This is a genomic window from Micromonospora sp. CNZ280 (genome assembly GCF_011759515.1).
The window spans coordinates 514662-541163 of the sequence record NZ_JAAOYP010000003.1 but is presented as its reverse complement, the minus strand read 5'-3'; the positions used below and the strand labels follow the sequence as shown (position 1 = coordinate 541163).

Genomic DNA, 26502 nt, shown 5'->3' with positions numbered 1-26502 from the left:
CCGATCGCGCGCCGGTCAGCGGGCCGAGCCGGTGGACCGCCCGCCCCGGACCTCCAACTGCTCCAGCAGGGTCCGGGTGGCCGCGGCCACGGCGGTCACCGCCGCGTCGAAGGCGGCCGCGTTGTGCGCGGCCGGCTTGCGGAACCCGGAGATCTTCCGGACGTACTGCAACGCCGCGGCGTCGACGTCGGCCGGGGTCACCTCGGCGACGTACGGCTCACGCAGGGTCTTGATGCTCCGGCACACGGCTCCTCCTCGTTCGGTTCGGTCTTCCCGGCCCGGATACGCTGTCCGGGTCATGACTACCGCAGCGGCGAGCAGCCCGCGCACCTACCAGGTGCGCACGTACGGCTGCCAGATGAACGTGCACGACTCCGAGCGCATCTCCGGGCTGCTGGAGCAGGCGGGCTACGTGCGCGCCGCCGAGGCCGACGAGCACCCGGACGTGGTGGTCTTCAACACCTGCGCGGTGCGGGAGAACGCCGACAACCGGCTCTACGGCAACCTCGGTCATCTGCGCCCCGTGAAGGACCGGCACCCCGGCATGCAGATCGCCGTCGGCGGCTGCCTGGCGCAGAAGGACCGCGGCGACATCGTCCGCAAGGCCCCCTGGGTGGACGTGGTCTTCGGCACGCACAACATCGGTTCGCTGCCGGTGCTGCTGGAGCGGGCCCGGCACAACGCCGCCGCCGAGGTGGAGATCCTCGAGTCCCTCGACGTCTTCCCCTCCACGCTGCCCACCCGCCGTGAGTCGACGTACGCCGGTTGGGTGTCGATCTCGGTGGGCTGCAACAACACCTGCACGTTCTGCATCGTGCCCGCCCTGCGCGGCAAGGAGAAGGACCGCCGCCCCGGCGACATCCTCTCCGAGGTCCGGGCGCTGGTCGACGAGGGCGTGCTGGAGGTGACCCTGCTCGGGCAGAACGTCAACTCCTACGGCGTCGCGTTCGGCGACGCTGGCGAGCCGAACCGGACACGCGGTGGCGGCCGGTCGGCTTTTGCCGAGCTGCTGCGCGCCTGCGGCGACATCGAGGGCCTGGAGCGGGTCCGGTTCACCAGCCCGCACCCAAAGGACTTCACCGACGACGTGATCGCGGCGATGGCCGAGACGCCGAACGTCTGCCACTCGCTGCACATGCCGTTGCAGTCCGGCTCGGACGACGTGCTGAAGGCGATGCGCCGGTCGTACCGGGCCGAGCGCTACCTCGGCATCATCTCCAAGGTGCGGGCGGCGATGCCGGACGCGGCGATCACCACCGACATCATCGTCGGCTTCCCCGGCGAGACCGACGCCGACTTCGAGCGCACCCTCGACGTGGTGCGCGAGGCGCGGTTCTCCTCCGCGTTCACCTTCCAGTACTCCAAGCGCCCCGGCACCCCGGCCGCGAGCATGGACGGCCAACTGCCCAAGCAGGTCGTCCAGGAGCGGTACGAGCGGCTGATCGCCTGCGTCGAGGAGATCACCTGGGCGGAGAACAAGAAGCTCGTCGGAGAGGCCGTCGAAGTGCTGGTCGCCGTCGGCGAGGGACGCAAGGACGAGCGCACCGGGCGGATGTCCGGCCGGGCCCGGGACGGCCGGCTGGTGCACTTCGACGCCGGTTCGTACGCCGGGCGGATCCGCCCCGGCGACATCGTGCACACCACCGTGACGTACGCCGCCCCGCACCACCTCAACGCCGACGGCGAGCCGCTGTCGCACCGGCGTACCCGGGCTGGTGACGCGGCCGAGGCGGGACGCTCCCCGCGTACGCCCGGGGTGCTGCTCGGGCTGCCCACGATCGGCGCGCCGGCCGCGGCGCCCGCGCCGACCACGGGCTGCGCCGCCCACTGACCCTCGCCCGCTCGCAAGATCGCGCTGCAACCTTCATGCAATGCCCTCGACCGCGACCTGAGGCCACTGGATCCTGGTTGTAGCGCGATCTCGGCCGGCGCGAGCGAGGCGGGCCGGGTCGGTCCAGGATGCGCAGGAGCGCCGGTTCCCGCGCGGGAACCGGCGCTCCTGCGCATCGTTCAGATCAGCCGGACTGCTCGGCGAGCTGGAGGAACTGCCGCTTCGAGGCCAGCGCCTGCTCGGCCTCGCGGATCCGCTTGGCGTCGCCGGCGGCCTGTGCGCGGGCCAGCCGCTCCTCCGCCTCGGCGACCTGCGCGCGCATCTGGGCGAGCAGCGGGTTGTCCTCCTTGGTGGTCCGCCGCCAAGCCGAGTCCATCACCTCGCGGACCTTCTCGTCGACGGCGCGCAGCCGGCGCTCCAGCCCGGCGGCCGCCTCCCGAGGCACCCGGCCGGCCTCGTGCCACTGCGCCTGGATCTCGCGCAGCTTCGCCTGGGCGCCCTTGGGGTCGCCGTCGACGTCCAGCGCCTCGGCCTCGGCGAGCAGGGCCTGCTTGCGCTCCAGGTTGGCCCGCTGCTCGTTGTCTCGCGCCGAGAAGACCTCGCTGCGCCGGGTGAAGAACTCGTCCTGCGCCGCCCGGAACCGTTCCCAGAGCCGCTGCTCGGCCTCCTTCGAGGCGCGCGGCGCGGCCTTCCACTGGTTCATCAGCTCCTTGAGCTGGTTGGCGGTGGTCGCCCAGTCGGTGGAATCCTTCAGCTTCTCGGCCTCGGTGACCAGCTCCTCCTTGATCGACTGCGCCTGCTTGCGCTGCGCGTCGAGCGAGGCGAAGTGGGCGCCGCGCCGGCGGGTGAAGCCGTCCCGGGCCGCGGCGAACCGCTTCCACAGCTCACCGTCGGCCTTCTTGTCGACCCCGCGAATGGTCTTCCACTCCTCGAGGATCTCCTTGAGCCGGTCCCCGGCGGTCTTCCAGCCGGTCGACTCGGCGGCGATCTTCTCGGCCTCCTCGACCAGGGCCGTCTTGCGGGCCAGCGCCTCGCTGCGGGCGGCGTCCCGGGCGGCCCGGGCCTCGCCGGCCTTCTCCTCGGCGACGGCGGCGAGCTTGTCGAGCCGCGCGGCGAGCGCGTCGATGTCGCCGACCACGTGCGCCTCGGGCAGCGAGGCACGCAGCCGGCGGATCGTGGTCAGCGAGTGGCCCGCGTCCGCCGCACCCGAGTTGAGCCGGGCCTCGGTGAGGTCCACCTCCGTCACCAGGTCGGCGAAGCGCCGGGCGAAGTGCGCCAGCCCCTCCTCCGGTGCTCCCGCCTGCCAGGAACCGACCACCCGCTCACCCTCGGCGGTCTTGACGTACACGGTGCCGTCCGCGTCCACCCGTCCGAAGGCAGTCCAGTCGCTCATGTGCCCATCCTCGTTCTCCCGGCGTCGGGGAGCAGTCCCACGATCGCCGCCACGGCGCAGCAAAGTTTCTCCCGGCATTGTCACAGGTCCGCCCCCGTCCGCGTCGAGCGCCTATCGCCGACCGTGACCATACGGTGTCCTAGCCGTCGAATGACCGGATCGGCGCGGGGACGCACCGGGACATCCCGCTAACGTGGACCCGTGCCACTGGTCGCCGCCGCCGTCTGCCCGCATCCGCCCCTGCTCGTGCCCGAGGTGGCCGGCGCCGCCGCCGGTGAGCTGGACGACCTCCGGGCCGCCTGTGACGCCGCCGTCGCCCGGCTGCTGGCCACCGGGCCGGACTGCGTGGTGGTGCTGGGCTCCGGACCGGAGACGGGCTGGATCGTCCCGCCCGCGGTCGGCACGTTCCGCCCGTTCGGCGTGGACCGCACCGTGCCGCTGGTCCCGGCGCTGCCCGACGGGCCGCCGGTGCTGCCGTTGAGCGTGACCGTCGGCGCGTGGCTGCTCGGCCGCCACCGGGTCGGCGTGCGGGTCGTCGGCGCCCAGGTGGCGCCGGACGCGCCCACCGATGAGGTGGCCGACCTCGCCCGGCAGGTCGACGGGTACCGCCCCCGGGTGGCGCTGCTGGTGATGGGGGACGGGTCCGCCTGCCGGGGAGAGAAGTCGCCCGGCCACCACGACCCGCGCGCCGAGCCGTACGACGAGGGGGTCGGCCGGGCGCTGGCCGACGCGGACGCCGAGGCCCTGCTCGGCCTGGACCCGGAGCTGTCGGCGGAGCTGAAGGTCGCCGGGCGCGGCCCCTGGCAGGTGCTCGCCGGCGCGGTGCGCGCGGCGGGTGGCGCCTGGCGCGGCGAACTGCGCTACGACGCCGCGCCCTACGGCGTGGCCTACTTCGTGGCCGGCTGGGAGCCGGTGTGAGCGAGCGGATCAGCGGGCTCGGCGCGGCCGTGCCGCACGGCGGCACGTGGCGAAGCGGCGGGCCGGCATGAGCGGCCCGGTCGAGGCCGGCGGCAGCCGCCCGCCGGCCGGCACGGTGGTGGCCGTGGTCGGGCCGACCGCGGCCGGCAAGTCGGCGCTGAGCATCGCCCTCGCGCACGCCCTCGACGGGGAGGTGGTCAACGCCGACTCGATGCAGCTCTACCGGGGCATGGACATCGGCACCGCCAAGCTCACCCCCGCCGAACGCGAGGGGGTGCCGCACCACCTGCTGGACATCTGGGAGGTCACCGAGCCGGCCAGCGTCGCCGAGTACCAGCGGCTGGCCCGGGCGGCGGTGGACGACATCCTGTCCCGGGGCCGGGTGCCGCTGCTGGTCGGCGGTTCCGGGCTGTACGTGCGGGCGGTGCTCGAGCGGTTCGAGTTCCCCGGCACCGACCCGGCCGTCCGCGAACGGCTGGAGCGGGAACTGGCCGAGGCCGGCCCGGCGCCGCTGTACGCGCGGCTGCGCGCCGCCGATCCGGCCGCCGCGGCGGGCATCCTGCCCGGCAACGGCCGGCGGATCGTCCGGGCGCTGGAGGTGATCGAGATCACCGGGGCGCCGTTCACCGCCGCGCTGCCCGCGCCGACGCCGTACTACGCGTCGGTGCAGGTCGGGGTCGACCTGGACACCGCGCTGCTGGACGAGCGGATCGCCCTGCGGGTGGACCGGATGTGGGCCGACGGCCTGGTCGCCGAGACCCGCGAGCTGATCGGCCGCGGCCTGCCCGAGGGGCGTACGGCCAGCCGGGCGCTCGGCTACCAGCAGGTGCTGCGCTTCCTGGCCGGTGAGCTGACCGAGACCGGGGCGCACGACGAGACGATCCGGGCGACCCGGCGCTTCGTCCGCCGGCAGCGCTCCTGGTTCCGCCGCGACCCGCGGATCCACTGGCTGGACGCGGCCGGCCGTGGTCTCACCGAACGGGCTCTGACCATCCTTGGCCGGTCGTCACCCTTCTGACCACTTCCGGGTACGTCCGACCGAGCGCGGCGGTGCGACGATAAGGACGCCGTCGACTGAGGAGCGTGGATCCCTTGTCCGAGGATGATGTCACCGTTGAGGCTCTCCGCGCCGACACTACCGGAGTGGAGAAAGTGATCCACTTCAACAACGCCGGCTGTTCGCTGCCGCCGTCCCCGGTGCTGCGGGCGCAGGTGGACTATCTCGTCCGGGAGAGCGAGACCGGTGGTTACGAGACGGCCGACCAGGTCCGCGACGAAGCGGAGCACGCCTATTCCGGGCTCGCCCGACTGCTCGGCGTCAAGCAGGACGAGGTTGGCTTCTGTGGCAACGCGACAGATGCCTGGCGTCGGGTCCTGTACGCGTTACCGCTCGGTCGTGGCGCTCGGATCGCCTTTGACGAGTCGATCTACGGTGGCAACCTCCTCGCGTTGATCGAGGGGCGGGAGCGGTTCCAGTGGCAACTGCAGTCCGTTCGGCTGGACGATTCCGGGGCGATTGATCTGGCCGCGTTGGAGGAGGTGTTGCGGACGGGCGTCGACCTGGTGGCGGCCACCCACATGGCCGCCCAGAGCGGCGCAGTGAATCCGATCGCTGAGATTTCCGAGCTGAGCAGACGGTACGGCGCATGGTGTCTCGTTGATGCCTGTCAAACGATCGGCCACGTGCCCATCGACCTGGCCGCGACTCAGGTCGACGGCTTCATCTTCACTGGGCGCAAGTACCTGCGGGCACCGCGCGGCACCGGGGGATTCATCGTCCGCCGTCCGCTTCTGGACCGGATTCTCCCGTTGGGTCCTGACATCAGGGGGGGCGCCGTCGAGGAGGATGGCGGCCTAAGACTGAGCCGGGACGCCAGCGTCCTTGAGCAGTGGGAGCGCAACTGGGCGTTGCATCTGGGCCTCGGCGCTGCCATCGACTACCTGCTGGCCCTCGACCGCTCGTGGACGTGGGGCAGGATCCGCGAGTTGGCCGCGACACTGTCGATCGCGTTGTCGGAGGTGCCGGGGGTGTTGGTCCACCGGCGCAGTGGCGAGAGCGGTGGGATCGTCCTCTTCGACGTGGTGGGAAAGGACCTCGTCAAGGCCCGGGACTGGCTACGGGCGCGTGGCGCGAATGTGATGTTCGCCGGCCCGCAGAATGCTCCGCTCGAGATGTTCCGCACGGGCGATCCGGGCCGCCTGCGCGCCTCGATCCACTACTACAACACCGACGAGGAGATTCGTCGGTTCGCCGACCTCGTAGCGGAGTGTGGTCGCTCCCTGTGACCGCCCGTCTCCCCACCTCCGCGACCTCTAGGATCGATCTGCGAGGCGACGTCTGACGCGGCGTCGGCCGATATCGTGCGCACGAAGTGAAGGTGGAGATGTCAGATGTGCGGTGCGACGCCGAGTTCTACCGGTCGGCGTGGTGCGAGGTTGATCTTGACCAGTTCAGCACGAACCTCAGGCATTTGAGGCGGATCGCGGGCACTCGGACCCTCCTCGTCGTCAAGGCGAACGCCTACGGTCACGGACTGTCTCGAATGGCCGCCGAGGCGGTGTCGGCCGGGGTGGAGGCGCTTGGCGTGGCGACCCTCCATGAAGCGGAGGTGTTGCTGAACGACGGCATCTCTGTCCCCATCCTGATCATGTGTGCGCTGGACCATACCGAGATCGACTACTGCGTCGCGCGTGGAGTGCACTTCCTCGCGTGGCGAAAGGATCAGTTCGACCGGGCCGCCACGGCGGCAGAGCGGTTCGGGCGGCAGCCACACATCCACGTGGAACTGGACACCGGCATGTCCCGCTCCGGCATCGACCCCTGGGACTTCGAACTGTTCGTACGGTCCCTCACGCCGGCGCAACGCAGCAGCATCGTCGGCCTGGCCACTCATTTCCACTCCGCCGACCTGAAAAGCACGGCGTCGGCAGAGCAGCAGCTCGACGAGTTCCTCCAATGCGCCTCGATCGCGGAGCGCTTCGGCCTGACGCCGCTTCTGCACGTCGCCAACTCGCCCGGAACCCTGCGGCTACCGGCCGCCCGTTTGGGTATGGCGAGGCTTGGCATCGCCGCGTACGGCCTGTGGCCGTCCGAGTTCACTCCGTTGCCCGAGGGCATGGCACCGGTCCTCAGCTGGAAGGCGACCCTCACCAACGTCAAAGAGATTCCAGCCGGGCGCGGCGTGGGTTACGCCTGGCGGCATGTCGCGCAGACGAAGGAGACGGTGGGCACGCTGGCCATCGGCTATGCCGATGGCTACCAGCGATTTCCGGTGGGTGTGAACACCGTGCTGCTGGGAGGCGTCGAGACCCCGGTGCTCGGGAGCGTCTTCATGGACCAGTGTGTGATCCGGGTGCCGGCCGAGGTGGCCGGCAATGTGGGCGACGTCGCCGTCCTCATCGGGGAGCAGGGGGGCCGGCGGCTGACCGCGGAGGACCTCGCCGCCCGATGGGGCACCAACAGCTACGACGTGGTCTCGGGGATCCGCGATCGTGTTCCGCGTCGGTATATCCGCGCGTCCACGGTCGACGCGGACAAGAGCTGAGCGGATCTGCTCGGCGGGTTCTGCTTCACCACAGCGGCCGTGGCCCGGCGTTTGCCGGGCCACGGATCGTGTCCGCGCTGGCTACACTTGGCCCCCGGAATCGGCTTGGCTGCGAGGAGCGGCATGGTGGTGGCTCGGGACCGCTCGTTACAGCCGATCGGCGCGTCGCGTGTCCTGAGTTCCCCCCTTCTCAACACGGCCCTCGGCTTGGTGGGCTTGGTCGTGCCGCTCATCGCCTGGGCGGCGGGTCGCTCGCTGGTGAAGGATCTCCTGCTGATCCTCGAAACCCTGGTGCTGGCTGGCATGTGGGCGTACGTGATCTGGATCCGCAGTGCCTACATCCAGCTACGCCGGGCCAATGCTAAGAGCATGAGCGACGCCAGGTACTTCGAGGCGATCCGGAAGGAGCTGGAGTCCGCCCTGATCAGCGACTTTGATGAGATCGCCGACGGAAAGATGCACGTCTACGCCACTGAGGTGCCGCGCATCAGCGTCATGCTCTACCGGGTTCTGCTCGAGACCGGGTGTGAGCCCCGGCGTGTGCTCGCGACGGATCTCACCACCGATCCGCGGATCCTCGGTCAGCGGCGCGAGTACCTGGCCGTCAACCGACGATTCATCGACTCCGGCGGGATCATCAAGCGGGCATTCATCTGCCGACATGCCGACCTCCTCCGTCGTGCCTTCGCGGTGGACCTGCTGGAACTGATCTCGCAGCACCGGTCCATGGGGGTTCAGTGCGGGCTTGTGGTCCGGGAATGGCTACGCCCCGACGAGGCGGTGGACTTCGTGGTCGTGGGTATGGCTGCAGTCCTGATTGAGGAAGAGCAGGGCGACGAGAAGTACGGCGTCGGCCGCAGCAGCGTGTCGTTCAAGTACGCCGCGAAGTGGGCCGTCCGGTTCGAGTCGGTCTGGGCTCCCGAGGGCAGCTACTCGGCTCCGATCCGCTTGGCGCGTTACGAGGCCGCGGTGCGCGCCATGCTCGACGCAGGCACCTGGCGGCCGTCGACCGCACGGGCCAGCCTGGAGTTTCAACCTCAGGAGGCCTGACCGTTCGCGGACATTCCCAGGCTCTCCGCATCATGCGATAGTGCAGAGGTATCCGTCGATTGCTGGAGGACGGCATGCCGCTGGATCTTGTACTCGTGTCGGCCGGGATCGTGGTTCGGCAGATAGACCGTTGGTGGTTCAGTGACTGGCGGCCTGACGGCGGGTGGCGGATCAGCCAGAGAGCGGGTTCCAGTTCTATTCGACAGCTCGTTGCCCGGCAGCGGGCCCGCCGCAATGACGTGACTCCGATCCTTCTGCTCGTCGGCCACTGGAGCGAAATCGTCGGTTACCTGCTCGCCTGCACTCGACCAGGTCCTCTGATCGTACCGGTGGTGGTCCTCGCCCTGGCCGTCAAGGCGCGGCACCTGCAGGAGGTGTCACATTTCGGCGTGCACGGATCCCTGTGTCGGCGCCGTCGTCTCGGTGATCTGCTCGCCGAGGTGGGCGCCCAGGGGCCGCTCGTACTCGCAACGGTGGACAACCGCCGGGAAAGTCATGTGCGGCAGCACCATCCCAACGCCGCAGTGCCCGGGCTCGATCCCAACCTCGCCGAACTCAGCCGCGCCGGCTTCAGGCCCGGCTGCACCGGGAGCGAGTTCCGTCGAGGATTGTTCTTCCCCATCACCCCGGCCGGCGTCCAGGCAACCGTCCAGTCGATGTGGAGCAACGGCTTTTCCGCCCAGGCGCCTCGGCGCCGCCTGGTTATCGTGGCCGCCGTGTGCGGGGTGGCCCTGCTGATCGGAGGCGTGCCGGCACTGGCCGCCCTCGCGCTGGCGCGGCTGGTGATCTATCCGCAGATGGCCTGGTTCTCCTTGCTGGTCGAACATCAGTGGTTCGCCTTCGCCGGGCAGCGGGGACGACCCCGTGACGTCGAGTCGCGACGATGCGTCCGGATATATCCCGGGCGGATCATTCTCAGCACCATGGTCCGGTTGACCGTGTTGCCCTTCGGTGACCTGTTCCATTTCGCCCACTCCGTCCATCCGGCGATGCGATGGAACTACCTTCCGGCGGCGGAACGGTTGATCGGTCTGCCGACCGCAGCTCCGGCAAGGGTCTTCTTCGGCGAGTCGTCGTTGGTCGCGACGTTGAGGAGGTCCCTGGCCGGCGAGCCGCCCCCGGAGCAGTCCGCCACCACCGGGGTGACCCTCAATCCGATCATCGTCCGATGACGATCGTCGTGCTCGGCGCCGGCATCGTGGGGTTGACCACCGCAGTCGTTCTCGCCGAGCAGGGGTCTCCGGTGCTCGTCCTCGCCGCCGACCTGCCCGACGAGACAACGTCGGCGGTCGCCGGGGCGATCTGGGGGCCGTACCGGGTTGGCCCGCCGGACCGCGTGGCAGCGTGGGGCGGTGTGGGGTTGACCGCACTCGGCGCTCTCGCCCGCCAAGCCGGATCGGGCGTCCGCATGGGAGTCGGGACCGAGGCTGCCACCTACTCGGCTGACCCACCCTGGTGGAGTCGGTTGTTGCCGCAGTGGCGCCTGTGCGAGCCGCACGAGTTGCCCATGGGCACCGTGACCGGGTGGCGATATTGCGCTCCGCTCATCGACATGCCAACCCACCTGACATACCTGGCGGGCAGGTTGACGGCCGCGAACGGGCGACTGCAGCGGATGGCGGTCTCCGACCTCGACGACGTTCCCGAAGCGACGGTCGTGGTCAACTGCACCGGACTGGGCGCCGGGAGCCTGGTCGGCGATCCGACCCTGCGACCCGTGCGCGGGCAACACGTGGTGGTCGGAAACCCTGGCCTCCGGGAGTTCCTCATGGTGGACGTAGGGCCGTCCAACCGGCTCGTCGGGATATTCCCGCACGGCGATCGGGTCGTGCTCGGGGGGACCGCAATCGAGGGGGTTGACGATCGCAGCATCGACACCGACGCCGCGGACGAGATCGTCGAGCGGTGCGGCCGCTACTTTCCAGCACTGACGTCCGCACCGGTCCTGGCCCATCTGGTCGGCGTCCGGCCCGTCCGGCCCACCGTCCGACTCGAGGCGCAGCGCCTCGAGTCCGGACGATGGTGCGTCCACAACTACGGGCACGGCGGTGCCGGGGTCTCTCTGGCCTGGGGCTGTGCGTACGAGGTTGCCCGCTTGGTGCGCGATCTTGAGACGTACCGCAACGCCAGTTACGGCGGTAGTCGCAGTCGAGGGTAGCGAGGGTCAGGGACACCATGAGTCGCCGGATCGCCGGCACGTGTAGCTGATCACCATGTCCGCGCCGTGAGCAGTACGCCTTCTGCGGCATGGATTAGTGGATCATGGTTTGGGGTGGCCCGGGAGGCTGCTGCTGCCGAATTCGTGCCAGTCCAGATCCCCGTCCGTGTCCGCGATCCCCGTCCGTGTCGCGTCGACCAGCAGCATCGCCTCGATCCGCGCCCAGATCCCTCGTCCTGCCAGCGGGTGAGCCGAGGTCAGGGGGTGGCGGAGGCTTCGGCGGCGATCTCGGGGAGGTCGGCGGGGCCGGGGTCGGCGGCCGGAGCGGGCGCCGGGTGCTGCGCGGCGGCCCGGACGGCCGCGGCCACCGCCGGCGCGACCCGCGAGTCGAAGACGCTGGGCACGATCACCGTCGGGTTGATCTTGTCCTCGCCGACCACGTCGGCGATCGCCCGGGCGGCGGCGATCGCCATTTCCTCGGTGAACTCCTCGGCGTGCGCGTCGAGCATGCCGCGGAATACGCCGGGGAAGGCGAGCACGTTGTTGATCTGGTTCGGCTGGTCCGAGCGGCCGGTGGCGACCACCGCCGCGTGCTTGCGCGCCTCCCGCGGGTCGACCTCCGGGTCCGGGTTGGCCAGCGCGAAGACGATCGCGTCCTTGGCCATCCCGGCGATGTCCTCCCCGGTGAGCAGGTTGGGCGCGCTCACCCCGATGAAGACGTCCGCGCCCCGGATGGCCCCGGGCAGGTCGCCGGCGTAGTTCTCCTTGTTGGTGTGCTCGGCCAGCCACTGCCAGGCCGGGTTGAGGTCGGCCTGGCCGCGGTGCAGGGCGCCCTGCCGGTCGTACGCGATGATGTCGCCCACGCCCTGGCGCAGCAGCAGCTTCATGATCGCGGTGCCCGCCGCGCCGGCGCCGGAGACCACCACCCGGACGTCCGCGAGCTGCTTGCCCACCACCCGCAGCGCGTTGGTCAGCGCGGCCAGCACGCAGATCGCGGTGCCGTGCTGGTCGTCGTGAAAGACCGGGATGTCCAGCGCCTCGCGCAGCCGGGCCTCGATCTCGAAGCAGCGCGGCGCGGCGATGTCCTCCAGGTTGATCCCGCCGTACGCCGGCGCGATGGCCTTGACGATCGACACGATCTCGTCGGTGTCCTGGGTGTCGAGCACCACCGGCCAGGCGTCCACCCCGCCGAAGCGCTTGAACAGCGCCGCCTTGCCCTCCATCACCGGCAGCGACGCGGCCGGGCCGAGGTTGCCCAGGCCCAGCACCGCCGAGCCGTCGCTGACCACGGCCACGGTGTTCCGCTTGATGGTCAGCCGGCGGGCGTCGGCCGGGTTCTCCGCGATCGCCTGGCAGACCCGGGCCACCCCCGGGGTGTACGCCCGGGACAGCTCGTCGCGGGTGCGCAGCGCGACCTTCGAGCTCACCTCGATCTTGCCGCCCAGGTGCAGCAGGAAGGTGCGGTCGGACACCTTCCGCACGTCCACCCCGTCCAGCGCGGTCAGCGCCTCGACCACCTGGTCGGCGTGGCCGGCGTCGGCGGTGTCACAGGTGAGGTCGACGATCACGTGGGTCGGGTCGGAGTCGACGACGTCCAGCGCGGTGACGATCGCCCCGGCCTCCCCGACGGAGGTGGTCAGCCGGCCGATCGACGAGGCGTCGGCGGGTACGGCGATCCGGATGGTGATCGAGAACCCCGCACTCGGAAGTCGGGTGATGGCCACGGGTTTCCCTCCGTCAGCACTGAACGGGTGTCGCCCCGCATTTCTACTCGCCCGCGCAGGTCGGCCGGCATCCGGCCCCGCTACCGGCCGGTACGGACCGGGCATATAGCAGGTGCGTCCGGCGTTGCTACATGTCAGGATTGCTCGGTACCTGACAGAACGGACAGGAGTACAGCTTGCGAGACCAGGAGACCTACGTTCCCCTCGACGACGACGAGCTCGACGCCACCACCGGTGAGTTCGAGCTGTCGGAGCGGCAGGCGCTGCGGCGGGTCCCCGGCCTCTCCACCGAGCTGACCGACATCACCGAGGTCGAGTACCGCCAGCTCCGGCTGGAACGGGTCGTCCTGGTGGGCGTCTGGACCGAGGGCACCCAGATCGACGCCGAGAACTCCCTCACCGAGCTGGCCGCGCTGGCCGAGACCGCCGGCTCGCAGGTGCTGGAGGGGCTGATCCAGCGGCGCAACCGGCCCGACCCGGCCACCTACATCGGCCGGGGCAAGGTCGACGACCTCGGCTCGGTGGTCCTCGCCAGCGGCGCCGACACGGTGATCTGCGACGGTGAGCTGTCCCCGTCCCAGCTGCGCAACCTGGAGCAGCGCACCAAGGTCAAGGTGGTCGACCGGACGGCGCTGATCCTCGACATCTTCGCCCAGCACGCCAAGAGCAAGGAAGGTAAGGCTCAGGTCGAGCTGGCCCAGCTGGAGTACCTGCTGCCCCGGCTGCGTGGTTGGGGCGAGACGCTGTCGCGGCAGACCGGTGGCAGCGGTCGCGGCGGCGGCGCCGGCGGCGGCGTGGGCCTGCGCGGTCCCGGTGAGACCAAGCTGGAGACCGACCGGCGCCGGATCCGGCACCGGATCGCCCGGCTGCGCCGGGAGATCAAGGGCATGAAGACGGTACGGCAGACCAAGCGCGCCCGCCGCGCCCGCAACGCCGTTCCCGCGGTGGCCATCGCCGGCTACACCAACGCCGGCAAGTCGAGCCTGCTCAACCGGCTGACCGGGGCGGGTGTGCTGGTGGAGAACGCGCTCTTCGCGACCCTGGACCCGACCACCCGCCGGGCCACCACCGCCGACGGGCGGCTCTACACCTTCTCCGACACGGTGGGCTTCGTCCGGCACCTGCCGCACCAGATCGTCGAGGCGTTCCGCTCGACGCTGGAGGAGGTCGCCGACGCCGACCTGGTGGTGCACGTCGTCGACGGCACCCATCCCGACCCGGAGGAGCAGGTCCGGGCGGTCCGCGAGGTGCTCGCCGAGGTGGGCGCCGACCGGCTGCCGGAGCTGCTGGTGGTGAACAAGACCGACGCGGCCGACGAGGAGACGCTGCTGCGGTTGAAGCGGCTCTGGCCGGAGGCGATCTTCGTCTCGGCGCACACCGGGGGCGGCATCGACGGGCTGCGCGAGGCGGTCGAGGCACGGCTGCCCCGCCCGGCGGTGGAGGTCCGGGCGGTGCTCCCGTACGACCGGGGTGACCTGGTCGCCCGGGTGCACCGGCAGGGCGAGGTGCTCAGCACGGCGCACCTGCCGGAGGGCACGTTGCTGCACGTACGGGTGGGCGAGAGCCTCGCCGCCGAGCTGGCGCCGTTCCGGGCGGAGGAGGGGCAGGCGGTCGCCGGGGCCCGGTGAGGCGTGCCGGCGTCACCCGCCCGAAACGCGGGGCATGCGACACTGGCCCCATGCGCCGCGCTGTCTCGTCGATCATGGTTGCCCTCGGCCTGCTCGGGGTGACCGTGGCGTCCGGCGGAGCCGCCCTGGCGGCGCCCGCCGGCGCCGCGCTCCCGTCCGCGCTCGCCCCCGGCAAGAAGCGGTGCACGGTGACCGACGAGCGGCTGCGCGAGCTCTCCGGCCTGGTGGCCACCAAGAGCGGCTACATCGTGATCAACGACGGCACCGAGGTCGAGAGCCGCAAGCGGGTGTTCTTCCTCGACAGCAAGTGTGAGGTCACCAAGAACGTCAGCTACTCCGGCGGCGGCCCGTTGGACACCGAGGACCTGGCTGTCTCGCCGGACGGCGAGACGCTCTGGATCGCCGACACCGGCGACAACGTCACCAGCAAGAACCGGCGGGACCGGGTAGCGGTGTGGAGCATGCCGATCAGCGGCGCCAAGAAGCCGCAGCTGCACCGGCTGTCGTACCCGGAGGGCAAGCACCACGACGCCGAGGCGCTGCTGATCAACGCTGACGGCAGCCCGTTGATCATCACGAAGGTGACCAGCGGCAAGGCGAAGGTCTTCACCCCGGACGGGAAGCTCAAGACCGGGGACACCGACCCGGTGCCGATGAAGCAGGTCGGCGAGATCGACCTGCCGAAGACCACCACCGAGAACCCGTTCAACACCTTTGGCCGGGTTGCGATCACCGGTGCCGCCCGGTCGCCGGACGGCACCCGGGTGGTGCTGCGCACGTACGCCGACGCCTTCGAGTACGACGTGTCGAACGGCGACGTGCTGGCCGCGGTGACCACCGGCAAGCCCAAGGTCACCCCGCTCGCCGATCCGTTCGGCGAGGCGATCGCCTACACCCCGGACGGCAAGTCCTTCCTCACCGTCTCCGACGGCGGGCAGTTGGAGGACGACGAGCCGATCGACATCCTCAGCTACGCCCCCTCCACCGAGGGCGCGAAACCGGTGGCCGGCGAGGAGGAGGCCCAGCAGAAGAAGGCCTCGCTGTCCTGGTTCGACTCGCTGTCGCTGCAGGACATCACCTACCTCATCGCGGCGGTCGGGGTGATCGGCGCGCTGCTGGTCGCCGCCGGCATCGTCGGCATCCTGCGGGCCCGCAAGCGCGGCGCCGGGTCGTCCGGCGACGACGCGGACGGCCACGACCTCGACGACGACCTCCGGGACAACCGGCGGGGCCGACCGGACGACGACTTCCCCGAGCCCGGCGCCGCCAGGGGTGGCGTCTACGGGGGAGCGCCCGGCGGCGGGGTGTACGGCGGAGGTGGCGGCCGTGGTGGCGCGCCGGCCGGTGGCGGCGTCTACGGCGGTGGCCGCCCGGCGGGCGGCGGTGCCGGTGGACGCCCCGCGGGCGGCGGTGGCGTCTACGGTGGCGGCCGCCCGGCAGACGGCGGCGTCTACGGTGGCGGCCGCCCCAACGGCCGGCCCGCCGGCGGTGGCGGCGTCTACGGCGGCCAGCCCGGCGGCGGGTACGGCGGTGGCGGCCGGGCGGAGCCGCCCCACCGGGGCGGCTCGGACCAGGATCCCCGGGGGCAGCGGCCGGGGCGCCGCCGCGACGGCGGGTACGACGACGGGCGCGGCTCGTACGGGCAGGTGCCCGGCCGGGGCTACCGGGGCGACCGGTACTGACCACCCGGCACGTGGCTGGTCGACCGGACGGTCCGGGTGGCCGCCGGCCGGCGGCCACCCGGCAGGATGGGTCAGATGCGGCGCAGCACCGCGACGACCCGGCCCATGATGGTGGCGTCGTCGCCCGGGATCGGGTCGAAAGCCGGGTTCTGCGGCATCAGCCAGACGTGGCCGTCGCGGCGGCGGTAGGTCTTCACGGTCGCCTCGCCGTCGAGCATGGCGGCGACGATGTCGCCGGCCTCGGCGGTCGGCTGCTGCCGGACCACCACCCAGTCGCCGTCGCAGATCGCCGCGTCGAGCATCGAGTCGCCCTTGACCTGGAGCATGAAGACCTCGCCCTCACCCACCAGTTCGCGGGGGAGCGGGAAGACGTCCTCGACCGCCTGCTCGGCGAGGATCGGGCCACCCGCGGCGATCCGGCCCAGCATCGGCACGTACGCCGGGGCGGGGCGCTGCGAGCGGGCCAGCTCGTCGTCGACCACGTCGCTCGGGGCGCGGACGTCCACCGCCCGCGGCCGGTTCGGGTCGCGGCGCAGGAAGCCCTTCTTCTCCAGCTCCTTGAGCTGGTAGGCGACGCTGGACGGCGACACCAGGCCGACCGCCTCGCCGATCTCGCGCACGCTCGGCGGGTAGCCGTGCCGGTCCACCCAGGTGCGGATGAACTCCAGGATCCGCCGCTGCCGGGCGGTCAGGTCGACCGTCGCCGGGTCGGGGAATGCGCTGACCACCGGGGTGACCGGGCGCACGGCGGGTTGCCCGGCCCGGCCGCGCGCGGCGGCCCGGCGTCGGGTGGCCGGCGGGCCCGCCTCGGTGATCTGCTGCGGGCTCTTGGGCCGGCTGGCCCGGTCCTCGGTCACGTCCGTCCTCCCTGGTCGGCGCTGGGTGCCTCGGCGGCTCGTGGTGCGTGCGGCGGGGCTGTGCTGGCCGGTACGGCGGGTGCCGCGACCGGTTGTTCCTGACCGTATAGGTGAGATCGGTCATTTTCAAACATCTGTACGACCTCGGCTCGGCGTGTCGGGGTGGAAAAGCCGGTCGCTCGTACGCCCGTTCTGGTAATGGTACGTCGGGTCGAACGGGTGTTCGATTCTGGCGGATCGTCGGCGGGTGCCGTCCGGCCGGGCGGTAACCCCCGGCGGCGCCGTTCGGTTGGTCCTCGGGCGGTACCGGGAAGGGGGGTTCGGCGGGGTTTGCCGGTGACGCGCCGGACACGCCGCCCAACTTGACCTCCGATCGTCGGCGGCATACGGTCGACCCCTAGATGTAGTAGTCACACGGGCGTAAGTCGCCTACAGGTTGGGTTCGGCTACCGACCGCACTCCCGTACCGCCGGCACGGCGACGGTCATCGGAGGATGGCCCCGCCGGGGTCCGGCGTGCCCGGAGGTGCGCGGGGCGGGCCCGCGGATCGACGAAGGAGGTCAGGCGATGCGGTGTCCGTACTGCCGGCACGCCGACTCCCGGGTGGTCGACTCGCGGGAGGCCGACGACGGCCAGTTGATCCGCCGGCGGCGGTCCTGCCCGGAGTGCGGCAAGCGGTTCACCACGGTCGAGGAGGCGGTCCTCGCGGTGGTCAAGCGCAGCGGGGTGACCGAGCCGTTCAGCCGCACGAAGATCATCGGCGGGGTGCGCAAGGCGTGCCAGGGCCGGCCGGTGGACGACGACTCGATCGCGCTGCTCGCGCAGCGGGTCGAGGAGACCGTCCGGGCCAAGGGGGCCGCCGAGATCCCCAGCCACGAGGTGGGGCTGGCCATCCTGGGCCCGTTGCGGGACCTGGACGAGGTGGCCTACCTGCGGTTCGCCAGCGTCTACCGGTCGTTCGACTCGCTCGCCGACTTCGAGCGGGAGATCGAGACGCTGCGGGCACGCGCCCGGGAGGGCGCCGAGGCCGGGGCGGCCGAGGCCGCCGGCCGGGCCGGTTGAGTTTTTCCAGATTTCTGACAGATGGGACGCGTGGTGGGTGACCACGTAGACGAGGGGGCGGACGTCGTGACGACGAGCAGGTCGCGGAGCAAGGCGGGGACAGGTCTGAAGGTCGAGCGGGTCTGGACGACCGAGGGGGTGCACCCGTACGACGAGGTCACCTGGGAGCGCCGCGACGTCGTGATGACCAACTGGCGGGACGGCTCGGTCAACTTCGAGCAGCGCGGGGTCGAGTTCCCCGAGACCTGGAGCGTCAACGCGGCCAACATCGTGACCACCAAGTACTTCCGGGGCGCGGTGGGCACCCCGGAGCGGGAGTGGTCGCTCAAGCAGCTGATCGACCGGGTGGTGACCACCTACCGCACCGCCGGTGAGGAGTACGGCTACTTCGCCAGCCCGGCCGACGCCGAGGTGTTCGCCCACGAGCTGACCTGGATGCTGCTGCACCAGGTGTTCAGCTTCAACTCGCCGGTCTGGTTCAACGTCGGCACGCCGTCGCCGCAGCAGGTCAGCGCCTGCTTCATCCTGGCCGTCGACGACTCGATGGACTCGATCCTGGACTGGTACAAGGAGGAGGGGCTGATCTTCAAGGGCGGTTCCGGCTCCGGGGTCAACCTCTCCCGGATCCGCTCCTCCAGGGAGCTGCTCTCCTCCGGCGGCACCGCCTCCGGCCCGGTGAGCTTCATGCGCGGCGCGGACGCCTCCGCCGGCACCATCAAGTCCGGCGGCGCCACCCGGCGCGCGGCCAAGATGGTCATCCTCGACGTGGACCACCCGGACATCGAGGAGTTCGTGGTCACCAAGGCGCGCGAGGAGGACAAGATCCGCGCGCTGCGCGACGCCGGCTTCGACATGGACCTCGGCGGCGCCGACATCGTCAGCGTCCAGTACCAGAACGCCAACAACTCGGTCCGGGTCTCGGACGAGTTCATGACGGCGGTCGAGAACGGCGGCAGCTTCGACCTGCGCGGCCGGCTGGACGGCGCGGTCATCGACACCATCGACGCCAAGAAGCTGTTCCGCACCATCTCCCAGGCCGCCTGGGAGTGCGCCGACCCCGGCCTGCAGTACGACGACACCATCAACGACTGGCACACCTGCCCGGAGACCGGCCGGATCACCGCGTCCAACCCGTGCTCGGAGTACCTGCACCTGGACAACTCCTCGTGCAACCTGGCCTCGCTCAACCTGATGAAGTTCCTCCGCGCCGACGGCAACTTCGAGGTGGAGAAGTTCGTCAAGTCGGTCGAGCTGGTCATCACCGCTATGGACATCTCGATCTGCTTCGCCGACTTCCCGACCGAGAAGATCGGTGCGACCACCCGCGCCTACCGGCAGCTCGGCATCGGCTACGCCAACCTGGGCGCCCTGCTGATGGCCTCCGGCCTGCCGTACGACTCGGACCAGGGCCGCTCGGTCGCCGCGGCGATCACCTCGCTGATGACCGGCACCGCCTACCGCCGCTCGGCCGAGCTGGCCGGCATCGTCGGCCCGTACGACGGCTACGCCCGCAACGCCGAGCCGCACAAGCGGGTCATGCGCAAGCACGCCGCCGCCAACGACGAGATCAAGCCGGCCGGCACCGTGGCCACCGCCATCCAGCGGGAGGCCACCAAGCAGTGGTCGCTGGGCAACAAGGTCGGTGAGAAGAACGGCTGGCGAAACTCGCAGGCCAGCGTGCTCGCGCCGACCGGCACCATCGGCCTGATGATGGACTGCGACACCACCGGCGTCGAGCCCGACCTGGCGCTGGTCAAGTTCAAGAAGCTGGTCGGCGGCGGCTCGATGCAGATCGTCAACCAGACCGTGCCGCGCGCCCTGCGCAGCCTCGGCTACCCGGAGGAGCAGGTCGAGGCGATCGTCGAGCACATCGCCGACCACGGCCACGTGGTGGACGCCCCCGGCCTGAAGCCGGAGCACTACCCGGTCTTCGACTGCGCCATGGGCGAGCGGTCCATCGCGCCGATGGGGCACGTGCGGATGATGGCGGCGGTCCAGCCGTTCATCTCCGGCGCGATCTCCAAGACGGTCAACATGCCGGAGCAGGCCACCGTCGAGGACGTCGAGAAGATCTACTTCGAGGGCTGGAAGCTCGGCCTCAAGGCCCTGGCCATCTACCGGGACAACTGCAAGGTCGGCCAGCCGCTGTCGGCGGCCAAGCCGAACAAGGCCACCGCCGAGGCTCCGGCCGAGGTGGAGAAGGTGGTCGAGAAGGTCGTCGAGTACCGCCCGGTGCGCAAGCGGCTGCCGAAGAAGCGCCCGTCCCAGACGGTCAGCTTCTCCGTCGGCGGCGCCGAGGGCTACCTCACCGCGTCGTCCTACCCCGACGACGGCCTCGGCGAGGTCTTCCTCAAGATGTCGAAGCAGGGCTCGACCCTCGCCGGCGTGATGGACGCCTTCTCGGTGGCCATCTCCATCGGCCTCCAGTACGGCGTGCCGCTGGAGACGTACGTCAGCAAGTTCACCAACATGCGCTTCGAGCCGGCCGGCATGACCGACGACCCGGACGTGCGGATGGCCGCTTCGGTGATGGACTACATCTTCCGCCGGCTCGCGCTGGACTTCCTGCCGTACGAGCGGCGCGCGGAGCTGGGCATCTTCACCGCCAAGGAGCGGGCTGCCCAGTTGCGGGCCGAGGCGGAGGCGGAGAACAGCGGCGCGGACCTCGCCGCGATGGCCGCCTCCGCCCCGGTCGAGACCAGGCCGGAGGAGCCGAAGACCGGCCCGGTCGCCCAGCCGGCCAAGGAGACCGCCGAGGTCGCCGCCGCCAAGCCGGCGCCGTCGGTGGGTTCCAGCACCGAGCTGCTGGAGGCCGTGATCGGCAAGGCCGCTGACGCGCCGCTCTGCTTCACCTGCGGTACGAAGATGCGCCCGGCCGGCAGTTGCTACGTCTGCGAGGGCTGCGGCAGCACCAGCGGCTGCAGCTGACGTACGCGCGGCCCGGGCTGGGTGCCCGGGCCGCGCTTCCCTTGATCGACACGAGCTGCGGGACGTCGGGGTGTCCAACGCACTGGATCCCGACTTCCCGCATCTGGAGTGGACCATTCCGGCGGCTTTCGTCGGCGGGGGGATCCGGCGTGGTGCGATCCTGAGGGCGTGACGGCTGCCGATACCTACCGCACGTTCGCCGGGCGCGGCGGGCGGTTGTGTCGGGCCCACTCGTCCACCTCGTCCGCGTCCCAGATGGTCGTCCCGATCAGGCGAGCGACGGGCTCGGGAAACCCGGGGCGGCGGGTGATCTGCAGAACCCGCTGCCGCGACACGCCGAACAGGGCGACCAGCTCGCCGGGCCCGTACAAGCGCGGTCGCTTCATGCGCCAGTGCCTCAAGCGCCCGTGGTGCTGTCTACTGCTTGAAGTGGGCGAGGAACGCGGACCATGCCTGGCCGTCGAAGCGAAGGATCGGCCCCAGGGTGTCCTTGCTGTCGCGGACCTCGACGGCCCTGTCGACCCGCCTGGCTTCGACGCAGGCACCGTTGCTGCCGCTGCGGGTGCTCTTGCGCCACTGCGAGTCCACGGTCTGCCTCCTACTTCTTACGCCTCGCGTCGCGGATTTCCTCGATCATCGCGGCCGAGTCTGTGGGCGACAAGGCCGCGGCACGCAGGCTGTTGAAGACAACCGTACAGCGCCTCACATCCTCGCCTTCCGCGTAGAGGTCGCCCGTGAGGCCCTCGATGTAGACCACGCCTGGACCCTCAGCGAAGTTCAGGATGTGGAAGCTGGACAGCATGGAGGCGTAGGCACCCTCTCTGAACGGGATCACCTGGACCGAGACGTTCCAGCGCTTGCTGGCGTCGAGCAGGGCAGTGAGTTGGTCGGTCATGATCGCTGCCCCGCCGATCTGACGGTGCAGCACCGCTTCGTCGAGAACTGCCACGAGTCGCAACTTGCCTGATGTGATCAACTCCTGACGCTGCATGCGGACGGCCACCCGGCGTTCAACCGCTTCGGGCGATGGCTCGAATGCGTCCTCGCTGGTCATAGCCCGGGCGTAGTCCGCTGTCTGGAGCAAACCCGGCACAACCAGCGTCTCGAAGTTCTGTACCTCCTCGGCAGCGGACTCCAGTCCGATGTATTGGCGGTACGACGACGGTAGATCGCCGTACTTGGCCCACCAGCCGCGCTGTTTGCCGCTCTTCGCCATCGACAGCAGCGTGTCGCGCAGCTCGGCGTCGGTCACGCCGTAGCGATCCAGCAGGGCGTTGAGCGCTGGTCCTTTGATTCCGACTCGCCTCGCCTCGATACGCCGCAGCGTACTGGCCGAGACCTCGATCACCTCGGCGGCCTGCTCGGCCGTCACGTTGGCCTCCTCGCGGACCCGCCGAAGCTGCGCACCGAGCTGGAAGCGAACGAAGGTCGGACTCTCCATGCCGGTCATTGTGCCGGTTGACCGCCGTCCAACACGCTCCTGTCGACTTGGCGTGTGAGGTTGACTACCTAAAAATGCACACGCAAAATGGCTGTGCAAGTCGATGGATTTGATCCCGGGCTGGAGGGGCGATGCCGTCACGTGTCTCGTACGACGGGTATCTGCTGGCGGTGGCGCTGACCCTGGCTCGGCGGCACCGTCCGGTCTGGTCGTGGCTGCTGTGGCGGTGGGTCTGCCGCTGTGGCACGGAGTTGCCCTGCCGCGCCCGCCACCGTGTCCCGATCCGTCGCGGCCACTGGCCGGGGGAGGAGCAGGCGTGATCGAGCGGCAGGCCAGCCGGATCCTGGCGGTGCACCTGCCCGATGTGGATGGCCTCTGTATCGGCTGCCGGCGGTGGTGGGCGCGGCTGGCTCCGTACCCCTGCTATCAAGCGGAGTGGGCGTGCCGCTGGCATGCCCGCGCGACCACCTGGCGCTTTCTCGGCGGCGGCTCGTGACCACGCACGGGCCGGTCCTTCCGCTGTGGACCTGCGGCGGGTGCAACGGGCCGTGGCCGTGCGCGACCCGGCGCAGGGAGTTGGCGGCGGAGTTCGAGGGAGCGCCGGTCTCGCTGGCGCTCTACATGGGGTCATACCTGGTCTCGGCCGCCGAAGACCTGACCTGGGTGCCGGCGGGGCTGCTGCACCGGCGTTTCCTCGGGTGGATCCGGTGGGCGTGATCCGGCCCGGGGACGAGCGCTTCCACTACAGCGACGGGTCGCACAAGTGGATCCCGCCCGACGCGGACTACGACCAGGAGGTGTGGAACGTGATGGTCCGCCAGCACAAGCAGAAGCACCTCGCGGAGATTGCCAGCCGGAGAGCGCCACGTCATCGGGACGGGACAGCGCGTGAGATCGATCATGGTTAGGCTGTCGGTTCGACGACCTCCGGCCTGGCGAGGTGCCCACGGCGAACCTGCCCGTCCCGGCGAAGCTTGCGGCCGCTGGTCTCGCTCGGCGTCAGCGTCGCGGTCGGGCTGGCCGCCGGCTGGCTCCTCCGCGACCTGGGCCGCATCGGCACCAGCGCAGCAGGCTTGACCGGCATGTGGGAGGTCCAAGGCAACGTCGTGCGGGATCTGGCCAGCCGTCCACTACGACCAACTGGACCCAACGGCCATCAACCTGCTCGACCAGGTCGCTGCCGTCGGCGCGGCCGGCGGTCCGCTGCGGCAGGCAGTCGACGCCTACCGCAGCGACCCGCGCCTTCCAGTACCGGCCTCCCTCGCCGACAATGGAGGACTCGCGCAGTAGCCTCCGGGCCCGGCAACTCCCAGACAGATCCCCTAGCAACCAGAGCCGCGCCCAACCCGAACAGCGATCGCAGAGAAGGCAGTATGAAGCGCCCGGCGGGACACGTGCCCGGTGTGCTGGCCCCGATGCTCGGCGCGCTGGCCGAGCGGATCCCGGTGGTGCTCACCTCCCGCTCCGGGGCCGGATCGGTGCTGGGGCACACCTACGGAGCGGTCGGCTCGGAGACCGACCTGCAACGGCGTGGCCTGCCCAACGGCGGGTTGCTCGATCCGTACAAGGCGAAGGTGCTGCTCCGGCTGCTGCTCGCCCGGGGTGCCGGCCGGGCCGAGATCGCTGCCCTCCTCGCCCGCCGCGGCTGGGCCGGTCTCTGCGCTGGCGCGCCAGCGCCCGCCCACTGCCGAACGCAGGTCAGCCGCGCATACCGTCCGCTGGCACCAACCCGATCGCGCGGCGGATCGCGGCGGACATCGCGTCCACTTCGTCGTGCCCGACGATGGCGGCGAGGTGCCCGTCCGGTCTGATCACCAGCGCCTCACCGTCCTGGATCTCGAGCGCCTGACGCAACACGCCAGCCGGGTCGATCTCCGCTGTGGCCAGCACCCGGAGCGGTGCGGCGCAGATCAGGTCCGGGGAGTTCAGCACGGTTGTCGCCCCGGTGGTGAGGACGAGGACGCCGTCACGCACGAGCTGACGCAGGCGGGTGATTGTCGGTGCGTCGGAGACCACCACCGGTGCGTCCGGGACCAGCACACCGGGTACGACCGGTGGTGCTGCTCCCCGCGCGGGACGCCCGGGAAACGTGCGCTCCGGGTGCGGGGTGGTCAGCGGTGAGTCGAGGTACCAGTAGGGTTCGGCCAGCCGGCCCGAGTCGACGTCCCGCCGCCTGGCCTGATCGGTGAGTGCCGCCTCCAGCACCTCCCGCCGCCGCAGCCGCGCCGCCTCGTCCTGCGGCACCAGGAAGTCCATCGTGGCGCTGGTGACGGCGAGGTTCTCCACCGCCGCCGCGGTCCGTTCCGTGTGGTACGTCTCCAGCAGTTCCTGCGTTGCCCATCCGCGCAGCACGAAGGCGATCTTCCAGGCGGCGTTCTCGGCGTCCTGCACGCCGGAGTTCAGCCCTCGCGCCCCGAAGGGCGCCACCAGGTGGGCGCAGTCGCCGGCCAGCAGCACCCGCCCGACCCGCATCCGGTCAACCAGCCGGGCGTGGAAGCGGTAGACCGACGACCACACCACCTCGTACGGCTGGTCGCCCACGACCCGGCGGATGCGTCGGTCGAGTGCCCCGCTGTCGCGTTCCCGCTCCAGGTCGAAGTCGGACGGCACCTGCCAGTCGATCCGGTACGTCGAGTCCGGACAGGGGTGGATGAGTACCTGCCGCCCCGGGTTCCACACCGGGTCGAAGTAGAACCGCCGCTCGTCGGCCCACTCGCCGAGATCGGCGCGGATGTCGCAGATCAGGAACTGGTCGTCGAAGGACCGCCCGTCGAAGGTGACGCCGAGCATCCGGCGTACCGCGTCCCCCCGGGAGCCGGCGCAGGCGAGTACGTACGGCGTTCGTACCTCCCGTTCGCCGTCGGCGGTGGCGCAGGTGAGCGTCACGCCGTCCTCGTCCTGTCTGATCGCCGTGACCTCGTGCCCCCACCGGACCTCGATCGCCGGCGTGGCGGCGATCCGCTCGTCGAGCACCTGCTCGGTGTACGACTGGGAGACGTTGACGAACGGCGGGAACGGTGACCGGCCGCGGTCGGCGAAGGTCATGCAGAAGAGTTCCGCGTCCCGGTAGTAGGTGCGGGCCCGTTCCCAGGTCACGCCCTCGCCGGCGATGGCCTGACCGGCGCCCACCGCTTCCCAGACGTCCAGCACGTCGCGCTGCTGGCAGATCGCCTTGGAGCCGACGGGATCCCGTTCGGCGCGCGCGTCGAGCACCGTGACGGGTACGCCCCAGCGGGCCAGCAGCAGGGCGGCGGTCTGGCCGACCGGCCCGGCACCGATCACGACGACCGGGTCGAAGTCCATTCCCAGGCTCATCCCTGCAGCTCGTTCCAGACCTCGCGGTCCCGTTCTGCGGTCCAGATGTGTGGCCAGTCGACGCCGTCGAGTTCGTCCCACACCCGCTGCACGTTGAACGGCAGGCAGTGCTCGAAGATGGGCCACCTGCCGTACCGGGGAGCGAGGGCGGCGTGGGTGGCCTGGAAGGCGTCCTTCAGCGAGCCACCGGCGGCGTGCACCTCGCCGACCTTCTCCCGCATCACCAGCAGGAAGTCGCGGGTCTGGTCGATCGCGGCGTCAACGGCCGCTCGTCCCTGGGCCACCGCTCCCCGTCCGCCGACCAGTGCTTCCGCGCCGAATTCGCGGACCTGGTCCAGCGTGCCGGTGGACCAGTCGGTGTGGAAGGCGTCCCCGGTGTAGAGGGCGGCCTGCGCCTCGACCAGGTCCCCGGCGAAGAGCACCCGCTGGCGAGGCAGCCACATCACGATGTCGCCGGCGGTGTGTCCGCGTCCGCAGTACCGCAGTACCAGCTCACCCCGGTCGCCGCCCAGATCGATGGTGAGCCGGTCGGAGAAGGTGACGTCGGGCCAGGTCAGCCCCGGGATACTCGCCTCACCGGTGAAGAGCCGAGGCATCCGCCCCCGCTCCGACTCCCAGTCCTGCATGCCGCGTTCGGCGATGAGCCGGCGGGTCTGGTCGTGGGCGATGACGACGTCGGCGTCGAAGGCGGACGCGCCGAGCACCCGCACCGCGTGGTAGTGCGAGAGCACCAGGTACTTCACGGGCTTGTCGGTGTGCTCGCGGAGCTTGTCCAGCCACCGGCGGGCCATCACGGGCGTGGCCCGGGCCTCGAAGGCGACGACGAAGTCCTCGCCCTCCACGGCGCCGACGTTCGGGTCGCCCTCGGCGGTGAGGGCGTAGACACCCTCGGCGAGCACCTCGAGGGTCTCGGCCTTATCCTCTGTGTCCGCGGAGGAGGCGAACGGCTTGGCCACGGATGTCACGGCAT

At 70.8% G+C, this 26502-nt stretch carries 26 protein-coding genes; 17 read left to right on the top strand and 9 right to left on the bottom strand.

Annotated elements, in window-relative coordinates; translation table 11 throughout:
- Positions 1 to 15: 15 nt before the first annotated feature.
- Positions 16 to 246, bottom strand: a complete 231-nt coding sequence (locus tag FHX32_RS24250) for a DUF2277 family protein (protein WP_167187598.1) — start codon at positions 244 to 246, stop codon at positions 16 to 18.
- 52 nt (positions 247 to 298) lie between these two features.
- Between FHX32_RS24250 and miaB the strand changes: the two genes are divergently transcribed.
- Positions 299 to 1831, top strand: a complete 1533-nt coding sequence (gene miaB / locus FHX32_RS24245) for a tRNA (N6-isopentenyl adenosine(37)-C2)-methylthiotransferase MiaB (protein WP_167187595.1) — start codon at positions 299 to 301, stop codon at positions 1829 to 1831.
- A gap of 184 nt (positions 1832 to 2015) precedes the next feature.
- On the opposite strand, the gene FHX32_RS24240 is transcribed toward miaB, so the two are convergent.
- Complete coding sequence (locus FHX32_RS24240; RefSeq protein ID WP_167187592.1) at positions 2016 to 3224, bottom strand: DUF349 domain-containing protein; 1209 nt, start codon at positions 3222 to 3224, stop codon at positions 2016 to 2018.
- 201 nt (positions 3225 to 3425) lie between these two features.
- On the opposite strand from FHX32_RS24240, the gene FHX32_RS24235 reads away from it, so the two are divergent.
- The 7 genes from FHX32_RS24235 to FHX32_RS24205 all read left to right on the top strand — a co-directional run bounded on the left by FHX32_RS24235 (position 3426) and on the right by FHX32_RS24205 (position 10895).
- Positions 3426 to 4142 carry a class III extradiol dioxygenase subunit B-like domain-containing protein gene (locus FHX32_RS24235; RefSeq protein ID WP_167187589.1) on the top strand — a complete coding sequence of 239 codons (717 nt, stop codon included), beginning with the start codon at positions 3426 to 3428 and terminating at the stop codon, positions 4140 to 4142.
- Between the two features lie 67 nt (positions 4143 to 4209).
- Positions 4210 to 5160, top strand: a complete 951-nt coding sequence (gene miaA, locus FHX32_RS24230; protein ID WP_167187586.1) for a tRNA (adenosine(37)-N6)-dimethylallyltransferase MiaA — start codon at positions 4210 to 4212, stop codon at positions 5158 to 5160.
- Between the two features lie 65 nt (positions 5161 to 5225).
- Positions 5226 to 6428: an aminotransferase class V-fold PLP-dependent enzyme gene (locus FHX32_RS24225; RefSeq protein WP_167187583.1), complete on the top strand. Its 1203-nt coding sequence runs from the start codon at positions 5226 to 5228 to the stop codon at positions 6426 to 6428.
- A gap of 86 nt (positions 6429 to 6514) precedes the next feature.
- A complete protein-coding gene (gene alr, locus FHX32_RS24220) occupies positions 6515 to 7687 on the top strand; it encodes an alanine racemase (protein ID WP_167187579.1) in 1173 nt (390 codons plus the stop codon).
- Positions 7688 to 7810: 123 nt separating this feature from the next.
- The gene (locus FHX32_RS24215; RefSeq protein ID WP_167187576.1) at positions 7811 to 8737 is read left to right on the top strand and encodes a hypothetical protein; all 927 of its coding nucleotides are present in this window, start codon (positions 7811 to 7813) and stop codon (positions 8735 to 8737) included.
- A 74-nt stretch (positions 8738 to 8811) separates the two neighbouring features.
- Positions 8812 to 9909: a fatty acid desaturase gene (locus FHX32_RS24210; protein WP_167187573.1), complete on the top strand. Its 1098-nt coding sequence runs from the start codon at positions 8812 to 8814 to the stop codon at positions 9907 to 9909.
- A complete protein-coding gene (locus tag FHX32_RS24205; RefSeq protein ID WP_167187570.1) occupies positions 9906 to 10895 on the top strand; it encodes an FAD-dependent oxidoreductase in 990 nt (329 codons plus the stop codon). The genes FHX32_RS24210 and FHX32_RS24205 overlap by 4 nt, the downstream gene beginning before the upstream one ends.
- A 257-nt stretch (positions 10896 to 11152) precedes the next feature.
- Here FHX32_RS24205 and FHX32_RS24200 read toward each other — a convergent pair whose 3' ends face one another.
- Positions 11153 to 12619, bottom strand: a complete 1467-nt coding sequence (locus tag FHX32_RS24200; RefSeq protein ID WP_167187567.1) for an NAD-dependent malic enzyme — start codon at positions 12617 to 12619, stop codon at positions 11153 to 11155.
- Positions 12620 to 12795: 176 nt separating this feature from the next.
- Between FHX32_RS24200 and hflX the strand changes: the two genes are divergently transcribed.
- On the top strand, positions 12796 to 14247 hold the full coding sequence (gene hflX, locus FHX32_RS24195; protein ID WP_167187564.1) for a GTPase HflX: 1452 nt from the start codon (positions 12796 to 12798) through the stop codon (positions 14245 to 14247).
- Positions 14248 to 14297: 50 nt separating this feature from the next.
- On the top strand, positions 14298 to 15929 hold the full coding sequence (locus FHX32_RS24190; protein ID WP_167186431.1) for an SMP-30/gluconolactonase/LRE family protein: 1632 nt from the start codon (positions 14298 to 14300) through the stop codon (positions 15927 to 15929).
- Positions 15930 to 16000: 71 nt separating this feature from the next.
- Here FHX32_RS24190 and lexA read toward each other — a convergent pair whose 3' ends face one another.
- Entirely contained in the window at positions 16001 to 16786 is a 786-nt protein-coding gene (gene lexA / locus FHX32_RS24185; protein ID WP_088995361.1) for a transcriptional repressor LexA, read from the bottom strand.
- A 567-nt stretch (positions 16787 to 17353) separates the two neighbouring features.
- On the opposite strand from lexA, the gene nrdR reads away from it, so the two are divergent.
- Entirely contained in the window at positions 17354 to 17848 is a 495-nt protein-coding gene (gene nrdR / locus FHX32_RS24180) for a transcriptional regulator NrdR (RefSeq protein WP_167187561.1), read from the top strand.
- A 21-nt stretch (positions 17849 to 17869) separates the two neighbouring features.
- Positions 17870 to 20776 (top strand): vitamin B12-dependent ribonucleotide reductase, encoded by a 2907-nt coding sequence (locus FHX32_RS24175; RefSeq protein ID WP_167187558.1) that lies wholly within the window; start codon positions 17870 to 17872, stop codon positions 20774 to 20776.
- Between the two features lie 185 nt (positions 20777 to 20961).
- Here the strand turns inward: FHX32_RS24175 and FHX32_RS24170 are convergent, their stop codons facing one another.
- From FHX32_RS24170 to FHX32_RS24160, 3 genes are read right to left on the bottom strand one after another with little or no spacing between them, the layout of a single operon-like run.
- The gene (locus FHX32_RS24170) at positions 20962 to 21162 is read right to left on the bottom strand and encodes a DNA-binding protein (RefSeq protein ID WP_167187555.1); all 201 of its coding nucleotides are present in this window, start codon (positions 21160 to 21162) and stop codon (positions 20962 to 20964) included.
- Positions 21163 to 21193: 31 nt separating this feature from the next.
- Complete coding sequence (locus FHX32_RS24165) at positions 21194 to 21364, bottom strand: DUF397 domain-containing protein (protein ID WP_167187552.1); 171 nt, start codon at positions 21362 to 21364, stop codon at positions 21194 to 21196.
- Between the two features lie 10 nt (positions 21365 to 21374).
- Entirely contained in the window at positions 21375 to 22217 is an 843-nt protein-coding gene (locus FHX32_RS24160; RefSeq protein WP_167187549.1) for a Scr1 family TA system antitoxin-like transcriptional regulator, read from the bottom strand.
- 131 nt (positions 22218 to 22348) lie between these two features.
- Between FHX32_RS24160 and FHX32_RS24155 the strand changes: the two genes are divergently transcribed.
- From FHX32_RS24155 to FHX32_RS35395, 5 genes are all read left to right on the top strand, one after another.
- Positions 22349 to 22537, top strand: a complete 189-nt coding sequence (locus tag FHX32_RS24155; RefSeq protein WP_167187546.1) for a hypothetical protein — start codon at positions 22349 to 22351, stop codon at positions 22535 to 22537.
- Positions 22534 to 22713 (top strand): hypothetical protein, encoded by a 180-nt coding sequence (locus tag FHX32_RS24150; RefSeq protein ID WP_167187544.1) that lies wholly within the window; start codon positions 22534 to 22536, stop codon positions 22711 to 22713. The genes FHX32_RS24155 and FHX32_RS24150 overlap by 4 nt, the downstream gene beginning before the upstream one ends.
- An 80-nt stretch (positions 22714 to 22793) precedes the next feature.
- The gene (locus FHX32_RS35400; RefSeq protein ID WP_486481297.1) at positions 22794 to 22934 is read left to right on the top strand and encodes a hypothetical protein; all 141 of its coding nucleotides are present in this window, start codon (positions 22794 to 22796) and stop codon (positions 22932 to 22934) included.
- Positions 22925 to 23125, top strand: coding sequence for a hypothetical protein (locus FHX32_RS24140; RefSeq protein WP_167187537.1), 201 nt, complete (start codon positions 22925 to 22927; stop codon positions 23123 to 23125). The genes FHX32_RS35400 and FHX32_RS24140 overlap by 10 nt, the downstream gene beginning before the upstream one ends.
- Before the next feature lie 174 nt (positions 23126 to 23299).
- Complete coding sequence (locus FHX32_RS35395) at positions 23300 to 24028, top strand: hypothetical protein (protein WP_486481345.1); 729 nt, start codon at positions 23300 to 23302, stop codon at positions 24026 to 24028.
- Here FHX32_RS35395 and FHX32_RS24135 read toward each other — a convergent pair.
- Positions 23916 to 25532 (bottom strand): FAD-dependent monooxygenase, encoded by a 1617-nt coding sequence (locus tag FHX32_RS24135; RefSeq protein WP_167187534.1) that lies wholly within the window; start codon positions 25530 to 25532, stop codon positions 23916 to 23918. The genes FHX32_RS35395 and FHX32_RS24135 overlap by 113 nt on opposite strands.
- Entirely contained in the window at positions 25529 to 26497 is a 969-nt protein-coding gene (locus FHX32_RS24130; protein ID WP_208419175.1) for an MBL fold metallo-hydrolase, read from the bottom strand. The genes FHX32_RS24135 and FHX32_RS24130 overlap by 4 nt, the downstream gene beginning before the upstream one ends.
- Positions 26498 to 26502: the final 5 nt, after the last annotated feature.

Coding starts and splice junctions, on each gene's coding strand:
- miaB (WP_167187595.1), top strand. CDS start 299: ATGACTACCGCAGCGGCGAGCAGCCCGCGCACCTACCAGGTGCGCACG.
- FHX32_RS24240 (WP_167187592.1), bottom strand. CDS start 3,224: ATGAGCGACTGGACTGCCTTCGGACGGGTGGACGCGGACGGCACCGTG.
- miaA (WP_167187586.1), top strand. CDS start 4,210: ATGAGCGGCCCGGTCGAGGCCGGCGGCAGCCGCCCGCCGGCCGGCACG.
- FHX32_RS24215 (WP_167187576.1), top strand. CDS start 7,811: ATGGTGGTGGCTCGGGACCGCTCGTTACAGCCGATCGGCGCGTCGCGT.
- FHX32_RS24210 (WP_167187573.1), top strand. CDS start 8,812: ATGCCGCTGGATCTTGTACTCGTGTCGGCCGGGATCGTGGTTCGGCAG.
- FHX32_RS24205 (WP_167187570.1), top strand. CDS start 9,906: ATGACGATCGTCGTGCTCGGCGCCGGCATCGTGGGGTTGACCACCGCA.
- FHX32_RS24190 (WP_167186431.1), top strand. CDS start 14,298: ATGCGCCGCGCTGTCTCGTCGATCATGGTTGCCCTCGGCCTGCTCGGG.
- nrdR (WP_167187561.1), top strand. CDS start 17,354: ATGCGGTGTCCGTACTGCCGGCACGCCGACTCCCGGGTGGTCGACTCG.
- FHX32_RS24175 (WP_167187558.1), top strand. CDS start 17,870: ATGGGACGCGTGGTGGGTGACCACGTAGACGAGGGGGCGGACGTCGTG.
- FHX32_RS24170 (WP_167187555.1), bottom strand. CDS start 21,162: ATGAAGCGACCGCGCTTGTACGGGCCCGGCGAGCTGGTCGCCCTGTTC.
- FHX32_RS24160 (WP_167187549.1), bottom strand. CDS start 22,217: ATGGAGAGTCCGACCTTCGTTCGCTTCCAGCTCGGTGCGCAGCTTCGG.
- FHX32_RS24155 (WP_167187546.1), top strand. CDS start 22,349: ATGCCGTCACGTGTCTCGTACGACGGGTATCTGCTGGCGGTGGCGCTG.
- FHX32_RS35395 (WP_486481345.1), top strand. CDS start 23,300: ATGTGGGAGGTCCAAGGCAACGTCGTGCGGGATCTGGCCAGCCGTCCA.
- FHX32_RS24135 (WP_167187534.1), bottom strand. CDS start 25,532: ATGAGCCTGGGAATGGACTTCGACCCGGTCGTCGTGATCGGTGCCGGG.